This is a genomic window from Pseudoalteromonas sp. L23 (assembly GCF_021728455.1).
Lineage (GTDB): Bacteria > Pseudomonadota > Gammaproteobacteria > Enterobacterales > Alteromonadaceae > Pseudoalteromonas.
The window spans coordinates 1-18,894 of the sequence record NZ_JAKKCW010000014.1 but is presented as its reverse complement, the minus strand read 5'-3'; the positions used below and the strand labels follow the sequence as shown (position 1 = coordinate 18,894).

The following is an 18,894-nucleotide window of genomic DNA, read 5'->3' as shown; positions in this document are numbered from 1 at the left end:
TCACTTGATGTAGTTTTGGAAATACCCTATAACAACGGATACTAGGAGTTAGTTAAGGATGCCTCAGGTGCAAGCAATTATCGCTGATGACCACCCATTATTTCGCAGCGCACTCAAACAAGCCGCTGCACAAGCGATTGGTCATGACCCTATCAAAGAAGCCAGTACCTTAGACAGCTTATTCGAGATGTTGCTCGCGCATCCTGAAACAGAGCTAGTATTTTTGGACTTATCTATTCCTGGCGCGAAAGGTCTCGAAGGTCTTGCCCGGTTAAGAAATCAATACCCAGACATATTAGTGATCATGGTTTCAGCCAACGAATCGGCAGCCGTTATTAGCCAATGCATTGCCCTCGGGGCAAGCGCTTATATTCCCAAGTCTTCCTCACTAGAGGTGATCAGTGATGCCATCAAGCTCGTTATTGAAGGAGAAACTTGGTTACCCGAAATCGTGGATATCGCGCCTGAAAATGACAGCGAACAAGCGCAATTTGCGCGTAATTTAGAAAAGCTAACTCCCCAGCAATATCGAGTATTAACCATGATTGCCGACGGCCTTTTGAATAAGCAGATTGCGTATGCAATGTCGATTCAAGAGACCACCATCAAACAGCATGTTTCAGCTATTTTAAAAAAGCTCAATGTGTATAACCGCACCCAAGCTGGGATCCTCTTTAATCAGCTGGCTACGGATGTGCATCTCGACGATGAAGCGAGCACATAAACAACTAGATTAGTCGCTTAATCATGCGCTTTAGGGCTGGCGTTTTAAGTGGTTTATAGAGTAATGGGATCCCTGCATCACTCACTCGCTCGCGAATAGCCTCGTCGTGGTTAGCCGTGTTAATAATGATTGGCATATCATCAAGCTTAAGCGCTGCTATCACCTCAAGTCCCGTGACACCATGATCAAGCTGATAATCCGCGATCAGCATATCTGCACGACTCGTTGCTTGCAGCGCGCTAAGCTCTGCTTCATCTCGCGCCACAGCTACTTGGCACCCCCAACTTAGTAATACTTGAGATAATGCATTAAGTGCGTTGGCATCATTATCTAGCAACCAAATAGATAGACCCGATAATTGCGAATCACCGCTGGGCTTGTCAGCGGTTACTTCGGTCTTTTGATCCGTCTGCATTCCAAAACTTGGCAGTGTTAAGGTAAATTGTGTGCCTTTATTAAGTTGTGACCCAAGGGTGATGGGAATTTCCAACACTTCGCAAATTCGTTTGCTGATCGCAAGTCCAAGTCCTAACCCCTGCGCTAGCTCTTTACTGTGAAGCTGTTTGAACTCTTGAAATATGGCGTCCTGATCTTGCTTTGCAATGCCCACGCCTGTGTCTTCAACAATGATAGAAACACTCTCCCCCTGACATTCAGCAATAAGTCTTACCGTACCAGACTCAGTGTAACGGATAGCGTTACTCAGTAAGTTTCCCAATACCCTTTTTAGCAGTGCTTTATCGGTGTAGAGCATGACATCACAAACCTGCACTGCAAACGCTAATCCTTTGTCTTTCGCAACCGCCCCATATTCATTTTCCAATGGTTCCAGCAGTGACGACAATGCAAAGCGCGAGCGATTAACCTTAAACGCCCCAGCCTCTAACTTTGTGAGCTCAAGAATGCTCGACAACAGTTCTTCAGCACTTGCCAATGAACTTTTGATGCTTTGCGAAAGCTCAGCTAAGTCGGTCCCTTGGGCCTTTTCACTCATCAATGAACAAAACAGGCTCGCTGCGTTAAATGGCTGTAACAGATCATGACTCGCTGCGGCGAAAAAGCGGGTTTTACTCTCCGTTGCATGCTCTGCTTGGCGCTTAGCAGAAGATAAAGCTCGGTTGGCATCTATCAACTCTTTAGTCCTTGCCGCGACTGTTTCTTCTAGGTTCACATTAACTTGCTCTAGTAAGGATTGTTGTTTTACAAACTCAGTGATATCCGTATAGGTCGTTACAAATCCACCGCCAGGCAATGGGTTACCTTGCATTTCAAACACTCGGCCATCGTGGTGCTCACGGCGGTAGCGATATGCATTGCCTCGTCGTAAATGTGATAGACGCTTCTCTACTTGCTGCTCGACATCAGCATCACCAAATAGCCCACGCTGCGCATTGTAACGAATAAGCTCAGCCACAGGACGACCAATAAACAGCGCATTGTCTGGATAATTAAACATTTCTGCGTAGCGCTGGTTCCAAGCGACCAATTGCAGTTGGCTATCTACTACACTTATCCCCTGACTGACGTTTTCTATCGTCGACTGCAGTAAGTCGCGATTAAAACGTAGCACCTGTGACGCTTCATCGACAAATTCTGCAACTTGCTCTAAAGGCTGGCGTTTTTCATCTTTGGCGACATCTAAAATCAGTTTCGCAGATGCCCCGCCAACGAGCGTCGACATCTCCCGTTCGATCATATTTTCAACTTGCAATGGCGCTGGCAGTTTCCAGTTTGCAGGTTCTTTAGGAAAATGAAGCTCAACAAGCTGCTGCGCACGCGCTTGCTCGCTAAAGCGCTGCAGTAATGTTGCCAAGTCTTGGTAACTCAATACCGTGTTAGCGGACTGTACAGATTTGGACGGCATTACAAATTTATTGCTTTGTAAGCGCTCAGCAAGACGTGCGGATGAAATAAACGGCACCAGCAAATAAACCAACAAATTTGCACTTAAAGAGATCAGGACGGACTGGCTAGTACTGTCTAACCCCAGACCCAAAAAGTCTAAAGGTGCTAACCATGTGATATTCAAAGGCCCCGCGCTCAACCAGTGACTTTCGAAGTTAAAGCCACTAATGAGGCTCGGTAACAACAGCGTGTAAAACCAAATAGCAAACCCCGTCACAATCCCCAATTGCGCGCCTAAGCATGAAGCCCCACGCCACCATAAACCAACCACCATAGCGGGCGCAAACTGCGCAACCAAGGCAAATGACATGAGCCCCATATTGGCCAACGTGTTGCCCTCAGCCAGCACGCGATGACTGGCGTAACTCAGTAATAAAATGCCAACAATGACCATCCGTCGAGCATTGAGCAGATTAAACTTAGATAAGCCCCGATGGCTCGAATTTAACTGCGAGCGGCGCAACAAAAATTGATTGATAAAGTCATTGGTGATCATAATAGATAGCACGATGGTTGAGACTATCACCATGCTCGTTGCCGCAGAGAACCCTCCTAAAAAGGCTATCAAAGCGACTAACGGTGCATCAGATCCCAGTGGTAAGGCAAGCACAAACGTATCGTAGCCAACATCTTGACCATTAAAATACACCAGTCCGGCGTAGGCGATTGGCAAAATAAACAAATTAATTAGCAACAAATAAACGGGAAACAACCAGCGTGCGGTCTTAAATTGGTTTTGTTCATCATATTCAATAAAAGAGGTATGGAACTGCCTCGGCAAACACAGCGTTGCCAATATCCCTAAGAGAACATGGACTAAATAAACATAGGTTGGGCTAGCAGTTGCCTCTATTTGCTTGGCAATTCCCTGCTGATCCGCCTGGCTAAATAAGTGAGTGGGCGACTCGAAGAGTACAAAACAGACGTAGACACCAACGGCAATAAACGCCAGCAACTTAACTAATGACTCAAAGGCGATTGCAGTCATCAACCCTGGGTTATGCTCACTCGGTCTCAGCCTACGTGTGCCAAACAAAATGGCAAACAAAGCTAACAGCAAGGTGATATAAAAAGTACTATCCTGCCAAAACGTGACACTCACCCGCTGGGTGTCGCTTGTTAGCATACCGATACTGGCGCTGGTGGCATTAAGCTGAAGTGCAATATAGGGCACAACCGCAATAACAGAGATCAGAGAAATGAGTCCAGACAAACTAGAAGAATTACCGTAACGAGTGGCAATAAAGTCCGCCATGGAAGTGAGCTGCTGCTGGCGGCATATTTCGGCAATTCGTGTGTAGACTTGCCAACCAAATATAAACAGTAAAATCGTGCCAACATAAGTTGGGGCAAGCCACCAGCCATTATTTGCCGCTTGCGCGGTAGTACCAAAAAACGCCCAAGAGGTGCAATACACCCCTAGTGACAAGGCATAGGTAACTTGCTTGGCACGATAAGATCTAAATTTAGTACTCGCCCTATCTGCGCCCCATGCAATGGTAAATAAAAGCGCTAAATAAAGCAGCGCAATAAGACTGATCAGCCCGATAGAAAACATAACTGTGATGATTTTTTATTGTTTGCTCTAGCATAACGGCTGTACTGTAAAAAAACAGCACACTTTAGTGCTATCCCCTCCGGACCTATGAATTTTTTGCAATTGACTAATGATTACTTTTAAAACAAAAATATTTACCTAACGTTAACAGAAAAGGAAATTGACAATGCAATTTAAGTTAAACAAAAAACGTCTTAAGAACCTATCAGACATTAACACGCAGTTATCTCCTCAACATACTCCACGGATAAATGGTGGAACGGGTTCATGGCCAACTCCAGCAACCACATCGATTAGAGAAAGGACGTGTGGTTCTGATATAGCTTGCCAAACCTTGCCGGCGTTAATGTGTCAGCCAGACTATAGCCGAATTTGCTAACAGTACTTATAATCTAAAACTGCTCACCGACTTATCGAGTGTGCGGGATAAAGACAGCAGCGATAATGCTTCATCTGACGCGCGCTCGGCTCCCGTAGCAGTCTCTTGTGCAGTTTCACTGATTTCTGTCACACTTTGCGAAAGCTGCTGTGTAACCGTGTTTTGCTCCTCAGAAGCACTGGCAATTTGTAGATTCATATCTTTAATTGTGCTCACAGATGAAGAAATAGCTTGTAACACTTCATCCGTTTTCGCCGATTTGTCTGCTGTATCTTTAGCATCTTTAACGTTATCTCGCATCATGCCAACGGAGCGCTTCGCTTCATTTTGCAATTTAGAGATCATCTCTTGAATTTCGTCTGTACTCTTCTGGGTGCGACTCGCAAGGCTTCTCACCTCGTCAGCCACTACGGCAAAGCCTCGCCCTTGTTCGCCTGCTCTTGCGGCTTCAATCGCTGCGTTGAGCGCCAACAAATTAGTTTGCTCCGCGATACCCCTGATAACATCCAAAATAGAACCTACCGACTCTGTTTCTTGTTCAAGATTCTCAATGGTTTTGCTAACATTTTCTATTTTACCAACTAGACCTTCCATTGCTTGCTGTGTTGCAACAACAACTTGAACACCTGAATTAGATTGAGAATCCGCATCGGTCGCGGCATCCGCTGCGAGTTGAGCACTTTGGGTTATCTCAGCAATCGTAGCAGCCATTTCATTCATCGAAACAGCACTATGACTGAGTTGCTCCATTTGGTTATCTGCTCCTTGTTTAGACTGGGAGGTGATAGCACTAAGAGTTTCCGACGAGGAAGATAATGCATGCGTGGAGCTTTGAATTTCTGCAATGATGGCTTTTAGTTTGTCAGCCATATCACGCATTGCCAAATAAATACCGCTCACCGATTCCCCCCTGTCAAACTGTATTGTGAGGTCGCCACTGGCTATCCTTGATGCCACTTCTGCGATTTCTTTTGGCTCCCCACCAATAGGGGCTTTGATTAGTCGTGTGATATACCAACTTAAAAAGCAGCCTAACAAAATTACCACAACAGATACTGCAATAATAACTGTTACTGTCTTCCTACTCTCACTTTGAGCTATGGGACCTAATTCATCCTGTCTTTCCTTGATCGATTCTTTCACACGTGCCAAATGCTCTGCGATATTTTGACCATTAATATTTAGTACTTCGGTAATCAGTCGATTTCTCTCTGTGATAATATCTTGTACTTCTCTCACTCCATCTAAGTAGCGTTCTCCTGATTGTTCTATATCAAGCAGTAAATTTTTTGCATTTTCATTCATAAACCTAGACTTAGACTGAGTTAGAAACATCTTCTCTTGCTTTAGTTCATCCATGGCTCTGTTGTAGTCATTTAACTGGTTACTCACTAAGAATTTCGTTACGAAAAGTCTTCCTAGCAGCAGCTTTTCCTGCATATGTGTAGCAGCGGCAAGTCCTTCAAAGTCACTCATATCAATGCTAGATTCTATTAATTGCGAAATATTCTTGCGCATTTGAGGGCCTATTTTATCCAGCCCGTCATGAACCACAGTATTTCTACGACCATAAAGTGCCATAATCTCCCTAAAAGCAGTTTCATATGTAACCAAAGCTGTTTCACTTTTTTCAATAAGCTGCTTGCTTTCTTTTTGACTAAGGGCCTCCTTGGCTTCCGCTAGTTCATCATGTAAAAGCCTTACCTTCTGTTCAAATTGTTCAATATCGTCTTTTGATTGCTGCTTCAAATAATTCAGCACATTGATCCTAAGCGAGAGCAAATTCGCTTCTAATGTACTTGCTAGATTGCTAGCCCTTGCCAAAGAGCGATACTCAACAAAATTACTATAACCGCCATTCAATCCAACATAAGCGACGCTAGAGAGTGCAACCATAAGTACAATCATTACTCCAAATGAAGTAGATAATTGTTGGCTTAACCTTAACTTAGAAAGCATAAAAGCACCTGACATTGTATTTATAGATAAGCCTATCAGCATTCATAGATGCCAAAACTATTAGCTTGTATTTAATACAATAATCATTGTCGTGTTTTTTGATTTAGTAAAGAAATGTACCGATTAAAAATCGAACAAAGTAAAGTAACGACCTTTAATGCTCCATATTTATGATTGGCTTGTTGAATAAGGAGCGGCGTATTACGTCCAGCACTGCGATAAAACTATCTACTCTGGAACAAATAAGTATATAGAGGTAATAACCAACCATCTTCGTTGCGCTCAAACATACATCCATAAACGCAAAAGCCCCAGCAGATGCCGGGGCTTTATAAAAGTCTAATTTAGTTAAAAACTAAAATTAAGCTTTCTTAGGACGTTCAATCACGTCAACTAGCGTCCAAGATTTTTTCTTAGAGATTGGCGCACATTCGCGAATAGTCACGACGTCACCTGTGAGTAGCTGTGTTGTTTTCATCGTGTGCGTGCAACTTAGTTGTACGCTTGATGCTTTCTTTCTATAAAGAGTACCGTAGATCGGGTGGTTATACCAATTGCACTAAGTCTCCAATCAATTTGAAGGGTGAAATACCATATTAGCGTCGTTAAAAATTTCTCATTTAGAACAACTAAATAGCAAAATTTTTGCCTAGCTACTAAAGCTATTTCTCCGCTTCAAATTGCTCATTTACCTAATACAATTGGTGCTCGATAGCTGCTTATAAGAGCTATCCAGAAACGCAAAAGCCCCAGCTGATGCTGGGGCTTTATCAAAAGTCTAATTTAGTTAAAAACTAAAATTAAGCTTTCTTAGGACGTTCAATCACGTCAACTAGCGTCCAAGATTTTTTCTTAGAGATTGGCGCACATTCGCGAATAGTCACGACGTCACCTGCTAGTGCCGTGTTGTTTTCATCGTGTGCGTGCAACTTAGTTGTACGCTTGATGAACTTACCGTAGATCGGGTGTTTAACCTGACGCTCGATAGCAACAACGATTGATTTGTCCATTTTATCGCTTACTACACGACCTTGAAGAGTACGGATCTTATCGCTCATTATGCACCTGCCTTCTGGTTAATAACCGTTTTAACACGCGCAATGTTGCGACGTACTTTTCTCAGTTCGTGAGTTTGAGCTAGCTGACCAGTGCTCGCTTGCATGCGCAGATTAAACTGCTCACGAAGTAGCTCTAGAAGTTCAGCATTTAGCTCTTCTACGCTTTTGTCTTTTAATTCGCTAGCTTTCATTACATTACCGTCCGAGTTACGAAAGTTGTCTTGAATGGTAGTTTACGAGAAGCAAGGTTAAATGCTTCACGAGCAAGCTCTTCAGAAACACCTTCCATTTCGTAAAGAACTTTACCAGGCTGAATTTCAGCAACCCAGTATTCAACAGAACCTTTACCTTTACCCATACGAACTTCAAGCGGTTTTTCTGTAATTGGCTTATCTGGGAATACACGGATCCAGATTTTACCTTGACGCTTGACGTGACGTGTCATAGCACGACGAGCTGCTTCGATTTGACGAGCAGTCATACGGCCACGGCCAGTCGCTTTCAAGCCGAAAGAACCGAAGCTAACTTTGTTACCGCTGGTAGCCAGACCACGGTTGCGGCCTTTGTGTACCTTACGGAATTTTGTACGTTTTGGCTGTAACATTAGTCGCTACCTCTTACTTAGCACTTTTTTTAGCTTTCTTCGGCGCACGTTTAGCTGGCTTCTCTTGCTCTTGAACTAGTGGAAGACCACCAATTACTTCGCCTTTGAAGATCCAAACCTTAACACCGATGATACCGTAAGTGGTCAAAGCTTCTGAAGTTGCGTAGTCGATATCAGCACGTAGAGTGTGTAGAGGTACACGACCTTCACGGTACCACTCAGAACGTGCGATTTCAGCACCGCCTAGACGGCCGCTTACTTCAACTTTGATACCCTTAGCACCTAGACGCATTGCGTTCTGTACTGCGCGCTTCATAGCACGACGGAACATAACACGACGCTCTAGCTGAGAAGAAATACCGTCAGCAACTAATTGTGCATCTAGCTCTGGCTTGCGTACTTCTGCGATGTTGATTTGCGCAGGTACACCAGCAAGCTTAGTTACAGCTTGGCGAAGCTTTTCAACATCTTCACCTTTTTTACCGATAACAACACCAGGACGAGCTGTGTGAATTGTTACACGGATTGATTTAGCTGGACGCTCGATAACGATCTTAGCTACAGAAGCACTTTTCAATTCCTTAGTAAGGTATTGACGTACTTTGTGATCGCCAAAAAGCTGTTCAGAGAAATCTTTTGTATTCGCGTACCAAGTAGATACCCAAGGCTTTGAGATACCTAGGCGAATACCAGTAGGATGAACTTTTTGTCCCATTACTTATATCTCCTAGCTATCCGATACCACAACAGTGATGTGGCTTGTACGCTTAAGGATGCGGTCTGCGCGTCCTTTAGCACGTGGCATAATACGTTTCATTGTAGGACCTTCGTCTACAAATACTTTAGCCACTTTAAGCTCATCAATGTCAGCACCTTCGTTGTGCTCCGCGTTCGCGATAGCAGACTCAAGTACTTTCTTAACTAATACAGCCGCTTTCTTCGGGCTGTACGCCAGGATTTCTAGCGCGCGATCAACCGGAAGTCCACGGATCTGATCTGCCACTAGACGTGCTTTCTGCGCCGAACCAGAGGCGAATTTGTGTTTAGCTAATGCTTCCATCATACCCTCCGATTAACGCTTCTTAGCTTTCTTATCCGCAGCGTGACCGCGGTAAGTACGTGTAGGTGCAAATTCACCCAGTTTGTGACCGATCATTTCGTCTGTGATGAACACAGGAACGTGCTGACGACCATTATGGACAGCGATGGTCAATCCGATCATGTTAGGTATGATCATTGAACGACGGCTCCAAGTTTTAATTGGCTTCTTGTCACCGCTTTCCAACGCTTTCTCTACCTTCTTCAGCAAGTGTAGGTCAATAAATGGACCTTTCTTGAGAGAACGTGGCATGGCAATTCCTCAACTATTATTTAGTACGACGACGTACGATAAACTTATCAGTACGCTTGTTCTTACGAGTCTTGTAACCTTTAGTAGGTACGCCCCATGGAGATACAGGGTGACGACCACCAGAAGTACGACCTTCACCACCACCGTGTGGGTGGTCAATCGGGTTCATGGCAACACCACGAACTGTAGGACGGATACCACGCCAACGATTTGCACCAGCTTTACCTAGTGAACGTAGCATGTGTTCTGCGTTACCTACTTCGCCAAGAGTCGCACGACAATCAGACTCAACCTTACGAACTTCGCCAGAGCGAAGACGTAGTGTTACGTATTGACCTTCACGAGCAAGGATCTGTACGTAAGCACCAGCAGAACGTGCAATTTGTGCACCTTTGCCAGGTTTAAGTTCAACGTTGTGTACAGTAGAACCTACAGGGATATTACGCATAGGTAGTGTGTTACCAACCTTGATTGGTGCATCAACACCAGATTGGATTGCATCACCTGCTTTAAGACCCTTAGGTGCAATAATGTAACGACGCTCACCGTCTGCATATAATACAAGAGCGATGTTTGCGCTACGGTTTGGATCGTACTCTAGACGCTCAACTTTAGCTGGAATGCCATCTTTTGTGCGTGTAAAGTCGATTACACGGTAGTGCTGCTTATGACCACCACCGATGTGACGAACCGTGATACGACCGTTGTTGTTACGACCACCTGATTTAGAGTTTTTCTCTAATAGCGGAGCGTAAGGCTTACCCTTGTGTAGATCAGGGTTAACCACTTTAACGACGTGACGACGACCCGCAGAAGTTGGTTTACACTTTTGAAGTGCCATAATTCTAACTCCCCTTATTACTCGGCGCCGCCGACAAAGTCTAGCTCGCTACCTTCTTTAAGAGTAACGTATGCTTTTTTCCAATCGCTACGACGGCCAAAACGCATACCAGTACGCTTTGTCTTACCCTTAACATTTAGAGTGCGAACACCAGTTACTTCTACTTCGAAAAGCTTTTCAATAGCAGCTTTGATTTCTGCTTTGTTTGCATCTTTAGCTACTTTGAAAACGATAGTGTTGTTTTCTTCAGCAGATACAGTGCTCTTCTCAGAGATGTGTGGAGCAAGGATTACTTTTAAAAGACGTTCTTCACGGATCATGCTAGCGCCTCCTCAAGTTGCTTAACAGCAGCAGCAGTAATCAGAACCTTATCGAAAGCGATTAGGCTTACTGGGTCGATGCCAGCTACGTCACGCGTGTCAACCTTGTACAGGTTACGTGCAGAAAGGAATAGATTCTCATCTACTTCTTCAGTCACGATTAGTACGTCTTTAAGCTCAAGTTCTTTAAGCTTAGCTACTAGTTCTTTAGTCTTTGGTGCTTCTAGACCAAAGTTTTCAACAACTACTAGACGATCTTGACGAACAAGCTCAGAAAGAATGCTCTTGATCGCACCGCGATACATTTTACGGTTAACTTTTTGGCTGTGATCTTGCGGCTTAGCTGCAAAGCTCACACCACCGCTGCGCCAGATTGGGCTGCGGATTGTACCAGCACGTGCACGGCCAGTACCTTTTTGGCGGAATGGTTTCTTACCACCACCGCGTACTTCAGAACGTGTCAGTTGAGCTTTAGTACCTTGACGAGCACCTGCTGCATAAGCAACAACTACTTGGTGTACTAATGCTTCGTTAAACTCACGTCCAAAAGTAGCTTCGGAAACTTCAAGCGCGCCAGCGCCTTTAATTGCTAATTCCATCACTAAATCTCCAGGACTTATGCTTTAACAGCTGGTTTAACGATAACGTCACCGCCGATAGCGCCAGGTACTGCACCTTTAACTAAAAGCAAGTTACGCTCTGCGTCAACACGTACTAGTTCAAGGTTCTGTGTCGTTGAACGAACATTACCCATTTGACCGGCCATTTTCTTACCTTTGAAAACTTTACCAGGAGACTGGTTTTGACCGATTGAACCAGGAGCACGGTGAGATAGAGAGTTACCGTGAGTTGCGTCTTGCATGCTGAAGTTCCAGCGCTTAACACCACCTTGGAAACCTTTACCTTTTGAAGTACCAGTAACGTCTACTTTTTTCACTTCTGTGAAAAGTTCAACAGTTAGCTCTGAACCTACTTCAAATTCACCTTCACCGCCGTTAAGACGGAATTCCCACAGGCCGCGACCCGCTTCAACGCCAGCTTTAGCGAAGTGACCCGCTGCTGGTTTGTTTACACGGCTTGCTTTTTTCTCGCCTGCAGTAACTTGAAGCGCGTTATAACCGTCAGTTGCGTCAGATTTGATCTGCGTAACACGGTTAGGAGTCGCTTCGATAACTGTCACAGGGATAGATACACCATCTTCAGTGAAGATACGTGTCATACCCACTTTACGACCGACTAGACCTAATGCCATTTTCCTAAAACCTCTCTAATCTTCCGATTAACCCAGGCTGATTTGAACATCAACACCAGCAGCAAGGTCTAGGCGCATTAGAGCGTCTACAGTCTTGTCAGTTGGTTCTACGATGTCGATCAGACGTTTGTGGGTGCGGATTTCATACTGATCACGCGCGTCTTTGTTTACGTGCGGAGAGATCAATACTGTGAAACGTTCTTTGCGCGTAGGTAGTGGGATTGGACCACGAACCTGTGCACCAGTGCGCTTCGCTGTTTCCACGATTTCCGCCGTTGATTGGTCAATCAAACGGTGGTCAAAAGCTTTTAGGCGAATACGAATGCGTTGATTTGACATTCTTAAACCTCAAAATAAAAAGAGCATTTAAAAAGAGCATAAAAAAACGACCGAGACTAACTCAATTATTCCTGAGAAGTCGGTTGTTAATTTATTTCTACCGTTGAACTCACAATTGGAGTTCCTGTTCATAGGGCCTGAAATCCAGACCTTTCATTTACTTTCCTAGACACTATGGTCAAGAAAGTCTGCATATTATAGTGATATTGGTGATAAATGCAACAACTAATACAAAGTAATTTTATCATCGCTCGGATCCGTAGGCGCTGTCGCGCAGATAAAGCGCATTGAACATACACAATATTTCACTCACAAAAAGCACTTAGAGCAAAATTCACTCTACTCAAGCATTTGCTTCTGTTAATCTTCCATAGATATATTGCGGCAGGAAAACATGGATGACACCTTTGAAAATGGTCAGTCCAGTTAAATCTTGGTATTCTATGGTTAATGATAATTGTTCGGTATTCCCATGCAGATTTTTTCTTATTTGCTAACAACCATCGCTCGCTGTAGCAACTGGCTTTTTGTTAAAAGTAAAGTATTGCCAGAGCATCCCATTGAGGATTACGAGCTAGATCCCAGCATTCCCACATTTTATGTAGCGAGACTCGACTCGGTATCAGACATGGTCGCGCTAGACGTTATGTGTAAAAAGCTTGGTTTACCAAGGCCGTCTCAAAAAGCGCGAATTGGCAATAAAGAGCTCAATCGTTTTGTTGGGATCCAGACTCCGCCAAGTGTCTTTGGTAATAGTCATAAACCAAGTGATGCGCTTGAACATAGCAAAGCGATTTTTGAAGCCTTAAAAGATAACGACAATACCGATGCGCAAGTTATTCCAGTCACTATATTGTGGGGTCGTAATCCAGGTAAAGAAAAGCCTGGTGTGGGAACCTTATTATCCAACTCATTAACACCGAGCTGGCTACGCAAATGCTTTGTGATCTTGTTTTCAGGCAGGGATAACTTTGTTCGATTTTCCCGCCCGATTGAACTCAACCAATTGTTAAACGATAAAGCAGACGTTGAGGAGCTGCCACATAAGCTGCTGCGCGTTGCACGCGTGCACTTCCGTCGTCAAAAGTTGGCTGCTACCGGCCCCAAATTACCATCACGTGAGCAGCTATTTAATTCTATCTTAGCGTCGCAAAGCATTAAAAAGGCCATTGCAGAAGAAGCAAAGGCAAAAGGTCTAAGTCAGGAAGAAGCGAGATTACAAGCACTTAGATTATTAGACGAAATAGCCGCAAACTATTCAGACGCCATGGTGCGCGTAGCTGACAGGGCCCTCACTTGGCTGTGGAACAAGCTTTATAATGGTATTGAAGTTAATAACTCAGACAAAGTACAAGCACTTGCGGACAAAGGACACGAGATCATTTACGTGCCATGTCATCGTAGCCATATGGATTACTTGCTTCTAACTTATGTGATTTACCATCAGGGTTTAGTACCACCGCATATCGCAGCTGGCGTTAATCTCAACTTTTTCCCTGCGGGCCCGATTTTCCGTCGTAGTGGTGCCTTCTTTATTCGCCGCTCTTTTTCGGGCAACAAACTCTATTCCGCGGTATTCAAGGAATATTTAAGTCAGTTATTTATCAAAGGGTATTCCGTTAAGTTTTATACCGAAGGCGGCCGCAGTCGTACAGGTCGTCTACTACCACCAAAAACGGGGATGCTGGCAATGACACTGCAATCTATGCTTCGCGGCATTGATAGACCTATATCATTAGTGCCCGTTTATCTCGGCTACGAACATGTTATGGAGATCAACACCTACCTCAAAGAGCTGGCTGGCAACAGTAAGAAAAATGAGTCTATCTTTGGTATTTTTAAGGCGATTAAGAACCTTAAAAACTATGGTAGAGGGTATTTAAATTTTGGCGATCCGATATCAGTCAACCAATTTTTAAATGAACATCAACCAGATTGGCGTGATTCTATCCACCCCACCGAAACTCAAAAGCCAGCTTGGCTGAACAAGCAAGTTGCCGATCTCGCTGATGTCATCATGACTGAGATAAATAACTCAGCAGCACTGAACTCAGTTAATTTGCTTGCGACAATTTTGCTGAGTAACGAGCAATTTGCATTGCCTAAATCACAACTGCTACAACAGCTCGATTTGTATCTTGGACTACACAGACATGCACCTTATCACGACAATGCGACGGTGCCAGATTCGAGTCCTGAGGGCCTACTCGATCATGCGCTTAAGCTTGATAAGTTCGATATTATTGAAGACAGTTTTGGCAGCATCATTAGTGTTAAGGAAAAAGAACGCGCTCTGCTTAATTATTACCGTAACAATATTCTGCACCTGTTTGCCGTACCAAGCTTAATCGCTCAGCAGCTCTTCAATCGCTACAGCTTGACTGTTGATGAGTGCCGCAAAGAGGTAGCGCTGTTGTATCCCTTGTTTGCAAAAGAGTGGTTCTTAACAGACCTTAAGACAGGATATATAGAGTCCATTTTTGAATACTTTGCGGCTAAGGATCTGATCACCTTTGATGGTCACCTTGCCTCAGTTAACAAAGATGGTAGCGCATTGGCACAATTAGAAATGCTAGGTAAAGTGATCCACTTAACGCTTGAACGCTATGCAATCACGATTAACCTCGTTAAGCGTCATCAAGGATTAAGTCGTAGCGAGCTTGAAAAAGAAAGTGCACTTCTTGCCGACCGACTAGGAACTTTACACGGTATCAAAAGCCCAGAGTTTTTTGATAAAAAAGTGCTCAGTGCGTTTGTTACTAGTCTAAAAGAGCAAGGCTTTATAGAACAAGATGAAGCCGTGGGCATTCGCGGCACAGAATCACTACATACTTTAGAGCAGTACTTAAAAACCCTGCTACCTGCTCGAATACATCAGTCTATTCAGCATATCGTCTAATATCATAAGGCCCCAATTTAGGGGCCTACTTTATGGTGCATAGCAAAGCTTAAGTTAGACGATTATCTACTACTTGCTTTATAACAACAGCAATAACACATAGTGCCGCCGCTATATCTACAGAGATCATTTGATGCGGCCAAACTAAAGCGATACCTAAAAGCGCTAGCACCATCCTAATTGGCTTATTGAGCTTCGCCTCTGCATAACCGTATATCGCTGCTACCAAAGCGTACATCCCTATAAGCGCGGTGAAAAAAACCTGCATGATCTCAAAGTTACTCCCTCCAATAAACGGCGTATAAGCAAACAGTAAAGGAACGATGTATAATGCTTTGGCCGTTTTCCATGCTTCTATACCTGTTGCCATCGGCGGTGTTTTGGCAATTCCCGCAGCGGTAAAAGCGACCAAACATACTGGCGGTGTCACATTGCTATCTTGCGATAACCAAAAAATAATCATATGGGCAGAGAGTAACATCATGGCTAAATGCGTGGTATCAAATTGGCTACTGCGAATAATATCAATAGCCTCTGGCGGCAAGCTTGCCAAAATAGTAAACACTTGAGCCGTGGTAATATTTGGCTGGTTGTATATCTCACCTAGTGCTGGCGCCATCATACTCATCATCATCGTCGCAGTGTCATTGAGTTGACCATTTACTATGATCTCTACCAGTGCAGACTGGCTGATCAAGCCATACAAAGCCGGTGCAGAAAGCGTTGCCAACACAATATATGATGCCGTCACGGGCAGTCCCATACCGATAATTAACGAGGCCAGTGCAATCAATACCAACAACAGTATCAAGCTTGCTCCCGCCCATTCATTTATCATTAGAGAAAAAGTAACCCCTAATGAGCTGATCGAAATACAATTAACCAGCATGCCAATGGCCACCAATAATATTGCTGTCTTGGCGCTGTTTTCAGTTGCATTTGCAAGCGCAGCCAAAATCTTTGACCACCTCATCGGCGCAGGTGAAAACAAAGAAAACAGACACACACTGAGCGTCGCAATGCTGACTGCATAAGTTGGCGTAAAGCCATAAATCATCAATGTTACGAGCAACACGATAGGTAATAAATGATGCCAACCGGACTTCAGCTCTTGCCAAGCACTCAATTGCCCTGACTCTAATGCTGGCTGGATATTCAAACGTGTAGCTTGAATACGTACAAAGATGGCGATAGATGCGAAATAAAGCAGTGCGGGAACAAAGGCCGCCGCAATTATCGTAAGATAAGGAATTTGAGTATAGGAGGCCATCACAAATACACCAGCCCCCATAATCGGCGGGATCAGCTGACCTCCCGTCGATGCTCCCGCTTCAACTGCTGCCGCAAACTTTGCAGGAAAGCCAGCTTTCTTCATTAATGGAATGGTGATCACCCCAGTCGCCGCTGTATTCGCGATAGCAGAGCCCGATACGGAGCCCATCATACCCGAGCTCACGACAGCAACAAGCCCTTGTCCGCCAACCATGCGACCAACAAGCGCATTGGCAAAGCGAATGATAAAATCCCCAGTTCCTGCTTGGACTAGAAATGCGCCAAACAAGATAAACATAAAAACAAACGTCCAAGAGATTTTAGCAATAGGTCCAAACAAGCCGTCATCAAAGTAATTGCGAAACAAAATAGTTTCTGCACTTAAACCAGCGAAATGAAACACGCCATCAATATACTGTCCCAAAAACAGTACATAACTCATCGCCAGTAGGATCATCATCGGGATAAACCAGCCCATACAGCGCCGGACCAACTCAAGCGCGAGGAGTACAGCGGTGAAAGAAGCTATCCAGTCAGCCGTAGCAAATTCATAATTACGCGCAGCCAGCGCATCACTGTACAGAACAAGATAGCCACAGCTCACGATTAAACCGATAAACAGCCCGATATCAATAACGCTAGAAAGCACTGCTAATTTACCAACTCTAAGTGGCAAGGTGAGCAAGATAATGCTACCAAATAGCATGAAATGAATGGCTGAAATATAGTTATCCGGCCAAGTGGCGACCAAGTTAAAATAGAGGTGCAACAGACTCGTGAGTATCGCTAAATAAAAAGCGATCCGCTCACGATCTGCTGTTGGTGCTGCTAATGTGCTTTGCTCATTGCTACTATTACTCATTGATAGATACTATCCCGTTTTACTTAGTTGGCGGCGTTACTGCAGATGAGCAGGTACGGCAATACCTATTTCTTTATAATACTTCAGCGCGCCGGGATGTAGCTTAGCAGGCAGTCCCATGAGTGCCTTTTCTATCGCCATGGCTTTAGTCGCTTTATGGATGGTTTGAAGAAAGACTAAATTTTCATAAATTGCCTTGGTGAGTAGATATACATCTTCCTCACTCATGTCTTTATGTGCAGCAAGAAAGTTTGGCTGCGCAATCGTTTTGATTGCGTTAGTTTGGCCGGGGTAAGTGTTAGCTGGGATCTCGAAGCGTGACCATAGTTCTACCTCAGCGTTGACTTTATTTAGCTGCTCATCAGTAAAATCCAGCACCGTGATACCATTGGCATCGGCTGCATAAGCACTTGTAATAGCGCTGACAGGCACTCCTGCTGGAATATTCATTCCCGCAATCTGACCATTTTGTAGAGCGCTAGAAGAGCCCGCGTAACCTTTATGCACCAAAGTGAATTTGTCACTATCAACGCCCAGTGCAGCCATGATGTGCTTCCCAGAACCTTCCGTTCCAGAATTACGCTTACCAATACCAAACCCTTGTGAATATAGGTTTTTCAAATCTGAGACGTTGCCCGTTTTGGCATACTTCTTAGCAATGACAAAGTGCTCTACGTTTTGCCACAGCATAGTCACAGAACGCAAATAATCTTGTTTGCCAACGGGTGCCATTGCCCCCGTCCCCTGCGTCGCCCACGCACCGTAAAGACCCTGTAGAATAGCCAGTTCAGCTTCTTTATTGCGCATGAGTTTAGGGTTATCACCAGAACCAGCAGAGGTAATGGCCGAGACACTCATGCCATGCTGCGGTGTGACTTTTAGCTTAGTTAGTGTCGCAATCGCGACACCTACTGGATAAAAAGTGCCGCCAGATGAGGCTGTTGCCAAAATATAGGATCTGTCTTTATCTACATTAGCAAAACTTGCAAAAGTACATAGCGACATTGTAATGCTGAGCACAGCGGAAATTGTTCGAGCCGAAAGACCTAACATCTTTACACTCCCTAATTTTAGGTTTTATATGGGCTTATTGTGCACACCTTTACGCAATTAACCAAATTTTTACGTGACTGGTGGCAGGATATCAGCATATAGAATAGGGAGATTAAATGGTGAGAATATGGATTTTAAGCTATCGAAAGCAAATATAAGAACATTATCGAGTTGTTCGTTATAAACATCACAATGACAGAAATGATGCTTTTATAGGAGAATGACCCTGTTCGCAGGTCGCGATCTAAAATCGCTGCTACGAGGTATTAAGAAATCTGTATTTCTTATTTGAGAATGACCCTTTCATTGATCGCGATATAAAATCGCTGCTACGACAAAGAGTTTATCGCGAGGTAAACTCGCTCCCACCACAAAAATTCTTTCTTTGAAATCGCGATATAAAATCGCATCTACAAGGCATTAAAAAAGGCCGTACTCTTTATCAGAGAACGACCTTTTTTGCTGGTCGCGATATAAAATCGCTGCTACGAAGATTACTCTTCGATTGTTGCTACAAC

General features: G+C 44.2%; 18 protein-coding genes and 1 pseudogene. 3 read left to right on the top strand and 16 right to left on the bottom strand.

Annotated features, from left to right (window positions below; genetic code table 11):
- Positions 1-58 precede the first annotated feature (58 nt).
- Complete coding sequence (locus tag L3V43_RS19075) at positions 59-724, top strand: response regulator transcription factor (protein ID WP_235368596.1); 666 nt, start codon at positions 59-61, stop codon at positions 722-724.
- Positions 725-728: 4 nt separating this feature from the next.
- On the opposite strand, the gene L3V43_RS19070 is transcribed toward L3V43_RS19075, so the two are convergent.
- On the bottom strand, positions 729-4,187 hold the full coding sequence (locus L3V43_RS19070; RefSeq protein ID WP_237117201.1) for a PAS-domain containing protein: 3,459 nt from the start codon (positions 4,185-4,187) through the stop codon (positions 729-731).
- Between the two features lie 166 nt (positions 4,188-4,353).
- Between L3V43_RS19070 and L3V43_RS19065 the strand changes: the two genes are divergently transcribed.
- The gene (locus L3V43_RS19065) at positions 4,354-4,566 is read left to right on the top strand and encodes a hypothetical protein (RefSeq protein WP_158299091.1); all 213 of its coding nucleotides are present in this window, start codon (positions 4,354-4,356) and stop codon (positions 4,564-4,566) included.
- 6 nt (positions 4,567-4,572) lie between these two features.
- On the opposite strand, the gene L3V43_RS19060 is transcribed toward L3V43_RS19065, so the two are convergent.
- From L3V43_RS19060 to rpsJ, 13 genes and pseudogenes are all read right to left on the bottom strand, one after another.
- Positions 4,573-6,525, bottom strand: a complete 1,953-nt coding sequence (locus L3V43_RS19060) for a methyl-accepting chemotaxis protein (protein ID WP_235368598.1) — start codon at positions 6,523-6,525, stop codon at positions 4,573-4,575.
- Positions 6,526-6,886: 361 nt separating this feature from the next.
- A pseudogene (locus tag L3V43_RS19055) lies at positions 6,887-7,061 on the bottom strand (30S ribosomal protein S17); the annotation flags it as partial.
- A gap of 264 nt (positions 7,062-7,325) precedes the next feature.
- Complete coding sequence (gene rpsQ, locus L3V43_RS19050; RefSeq protein WP_023398452.1) at positions 7,326-7,583, bottom strand: 30S ribosomal protein S17; 258 nt, start codon at positions 7,581-7,583, stop codon at positions 7,326-7,328.
- Positions 7,583-7,774 carry a 50S ribosomal protein L29 gene (gene rpmC / locus L3V43_RS19045; RefSeq protein ID WP_058031280.1) on the bottom strand — a complete coding sequence of 64 codons (192 nt, stop codon included), beginning with the start codon at positions 7,772-7,774 and terminating at the stop codon, positions 7,583-7,585. Before rpmC ends, rpsQ begins: the two co-directional genes overlap by 1 nt.
- Positions 7,774-8,187: a 50S ribosomal protein L16 gene (gene rplP / locus L3V43_RS19040; RefSeq protein ID WP_095728988.1), complete on the bottom strand. Its 414-nt coding sequence runs from the start codon at positions 8,185-8,187 to the stop codon at positions 7,774-7,776. Before rplP ends, rpmC begins: the two co-directional genes overlap by 1 nt.
- Positions 8,188-8,200: 13 nt before the next feature.
- Positions 8,201-8,902, bottom strand: a complete 702-nt coding sequence (gene rpsC, locus L3V43_RS19035; RefSeq protein WP_010376374.1) for a 30S ribosomal protein S3 — start codon at positions 8,900-8,902, stop codon at positions 8,201-8,203.
- Between the two features lie 12 nt (positions 8,903-8,914).
- The gene (gene rplV, locus L3V43_RS19030) at positions 8,915-9,247 is read right to left on the bottom strand and encodes a 50S ribosomal protein L22 (protein ID WP_010376375.1); all 333 of its coding nucleotides are present in this window, start codon (positions 9,245-9,247) and stop codon (positions 8,915-8,917) included.
- Positions 9,248-9,259: 12 nt separating this feature from the next.
- Positions 9,260-9,538, bottom strand: coding sequence for a 30S ribosomal protein S19 (gene rpsS / locus L3V43_RS19025; RefSeq protein ID WP_010376377.1), 279 nt, complete (start codon positions 9,536-9,538; stop codon positions 9,260-9,262).
- Between the two features lie 16 nt (positions 9,539-9,554).
- Positions 9,555-10,379 carry a 50S ribosomal protein L2 gene (gene rplB, locus L3V43_RS19020; RefSeq protein ID WP_010607737.1) on the bottom strand — a complete coding sequence of 275 codons (825 nt, stop codon included), beginning with the start codon at positions 10,377-10,379 and terminating at the stop codon, positions 9,555-9,557.
- Positions 10,380-10,396: 17 nt separating this feature from the next.
- Positions 10,397-10,699: a 50S ribosomal protein L23 gene (gene rplW / locus L3V43_RS19015; protein ID WP_095728987.1), complete on the bottom strand. Its 303-nt coding sequence runs from the start codon at positions 10,697-10,699 to the stop codon at positions 10,397-10,399.
- The gene (gene rplD, locus L3V43_RS19010) at positions 10,696-11,298 is read right to left on the bottom strand and encodes a 50S ribosomal protein L4 (protein WP_088529602.1); all 603 of its coding nucleotides are present in this window, start codon (positions 11,296-11,298) and stop codon (positions 10,696-10,698) included. The genes rplW and rplD overlap by 4 nt, the downstream gene beginning before the upstream one ends.
- Positions 11,299-11,315: 17 nt before the next feature.
- Positions 11,316-11,951 (bottom strand): 50S ribosomal protein L3, encoded by a 636-nt coding sequence (rplC, locus tag L3V43_RS19005; protein WP_010376387.1) that lies wholly within the window; start codon positions 11,949-11,951, stop codon positions 11,316-11,318.
- Positions 11,952-11,978: 27 nt separating this feature from the next.
- A complete protein-coding gene (rpsJ, locus tag L3V43_RS19000; RefSeq protein ID WP_010376390.1) occupies positions 11,979-12,290 on the bottom strand; it encodes a 30S ribosomal protein S10 in 312 nt (103 codons plus the stop codon).
- Between the two features lie 472 nt (positions 12,291-12,762).
- Here rpsJ and plsB point away from each other — a divergent pair, with 472 nt between their 5' ends.
- Positions 12,763-15,189 carry a glycerol-3-phosphate 1-O-acyltransferase PlsB gene (gene plsB, locus L3V43_RS18995; protein WP_102055894.1) on the top strand — a complete coding sequence of 809 codons (2,427 nt, stop codon included), beginning with the start codon at positions 12,763-12,765 and terminating at the stop codon, positions 15,187-15,189.
- A 49-nt stretch (positions 15,190-15,238) separates the two neighbouring features.
- Here the strand turns inward: plsB and L3V43_RS18990 are convergent, their stop codons facing one another.
- Both L3V43_RS18990 and L3V43_RS18985 read right to left on the bottom strand, forming a co-directional pair.
- The gene (locus tag L3V43_RS18990; RefSeq protein ID WP_235368600.1) at positions 15,239-17,323 is read right to left on the bottom strand and encodes a TRAP transporter fused permease subunit; all 2,085 of its coding nucleotides are present in this window, start codon (positions 17,321-17,323) and stop codon (positions 15,239-15,241) included.
- Positions 17,324-17,359: 36 nt separating this feature from the next.
- Positions 17,360-18,376, bottom strand: a complete 1,017-nt coding sequence (locus L3V43_RS18985; protein ID WP_237117200.1) for a TAXI family TRAP transporter solute-binding subunit — start codon at positions 18,374-18,376, stop codon at positions 17,360-17,362.
- Positions 18,377-18,894 lie beyond the last annotated feature (518 nt).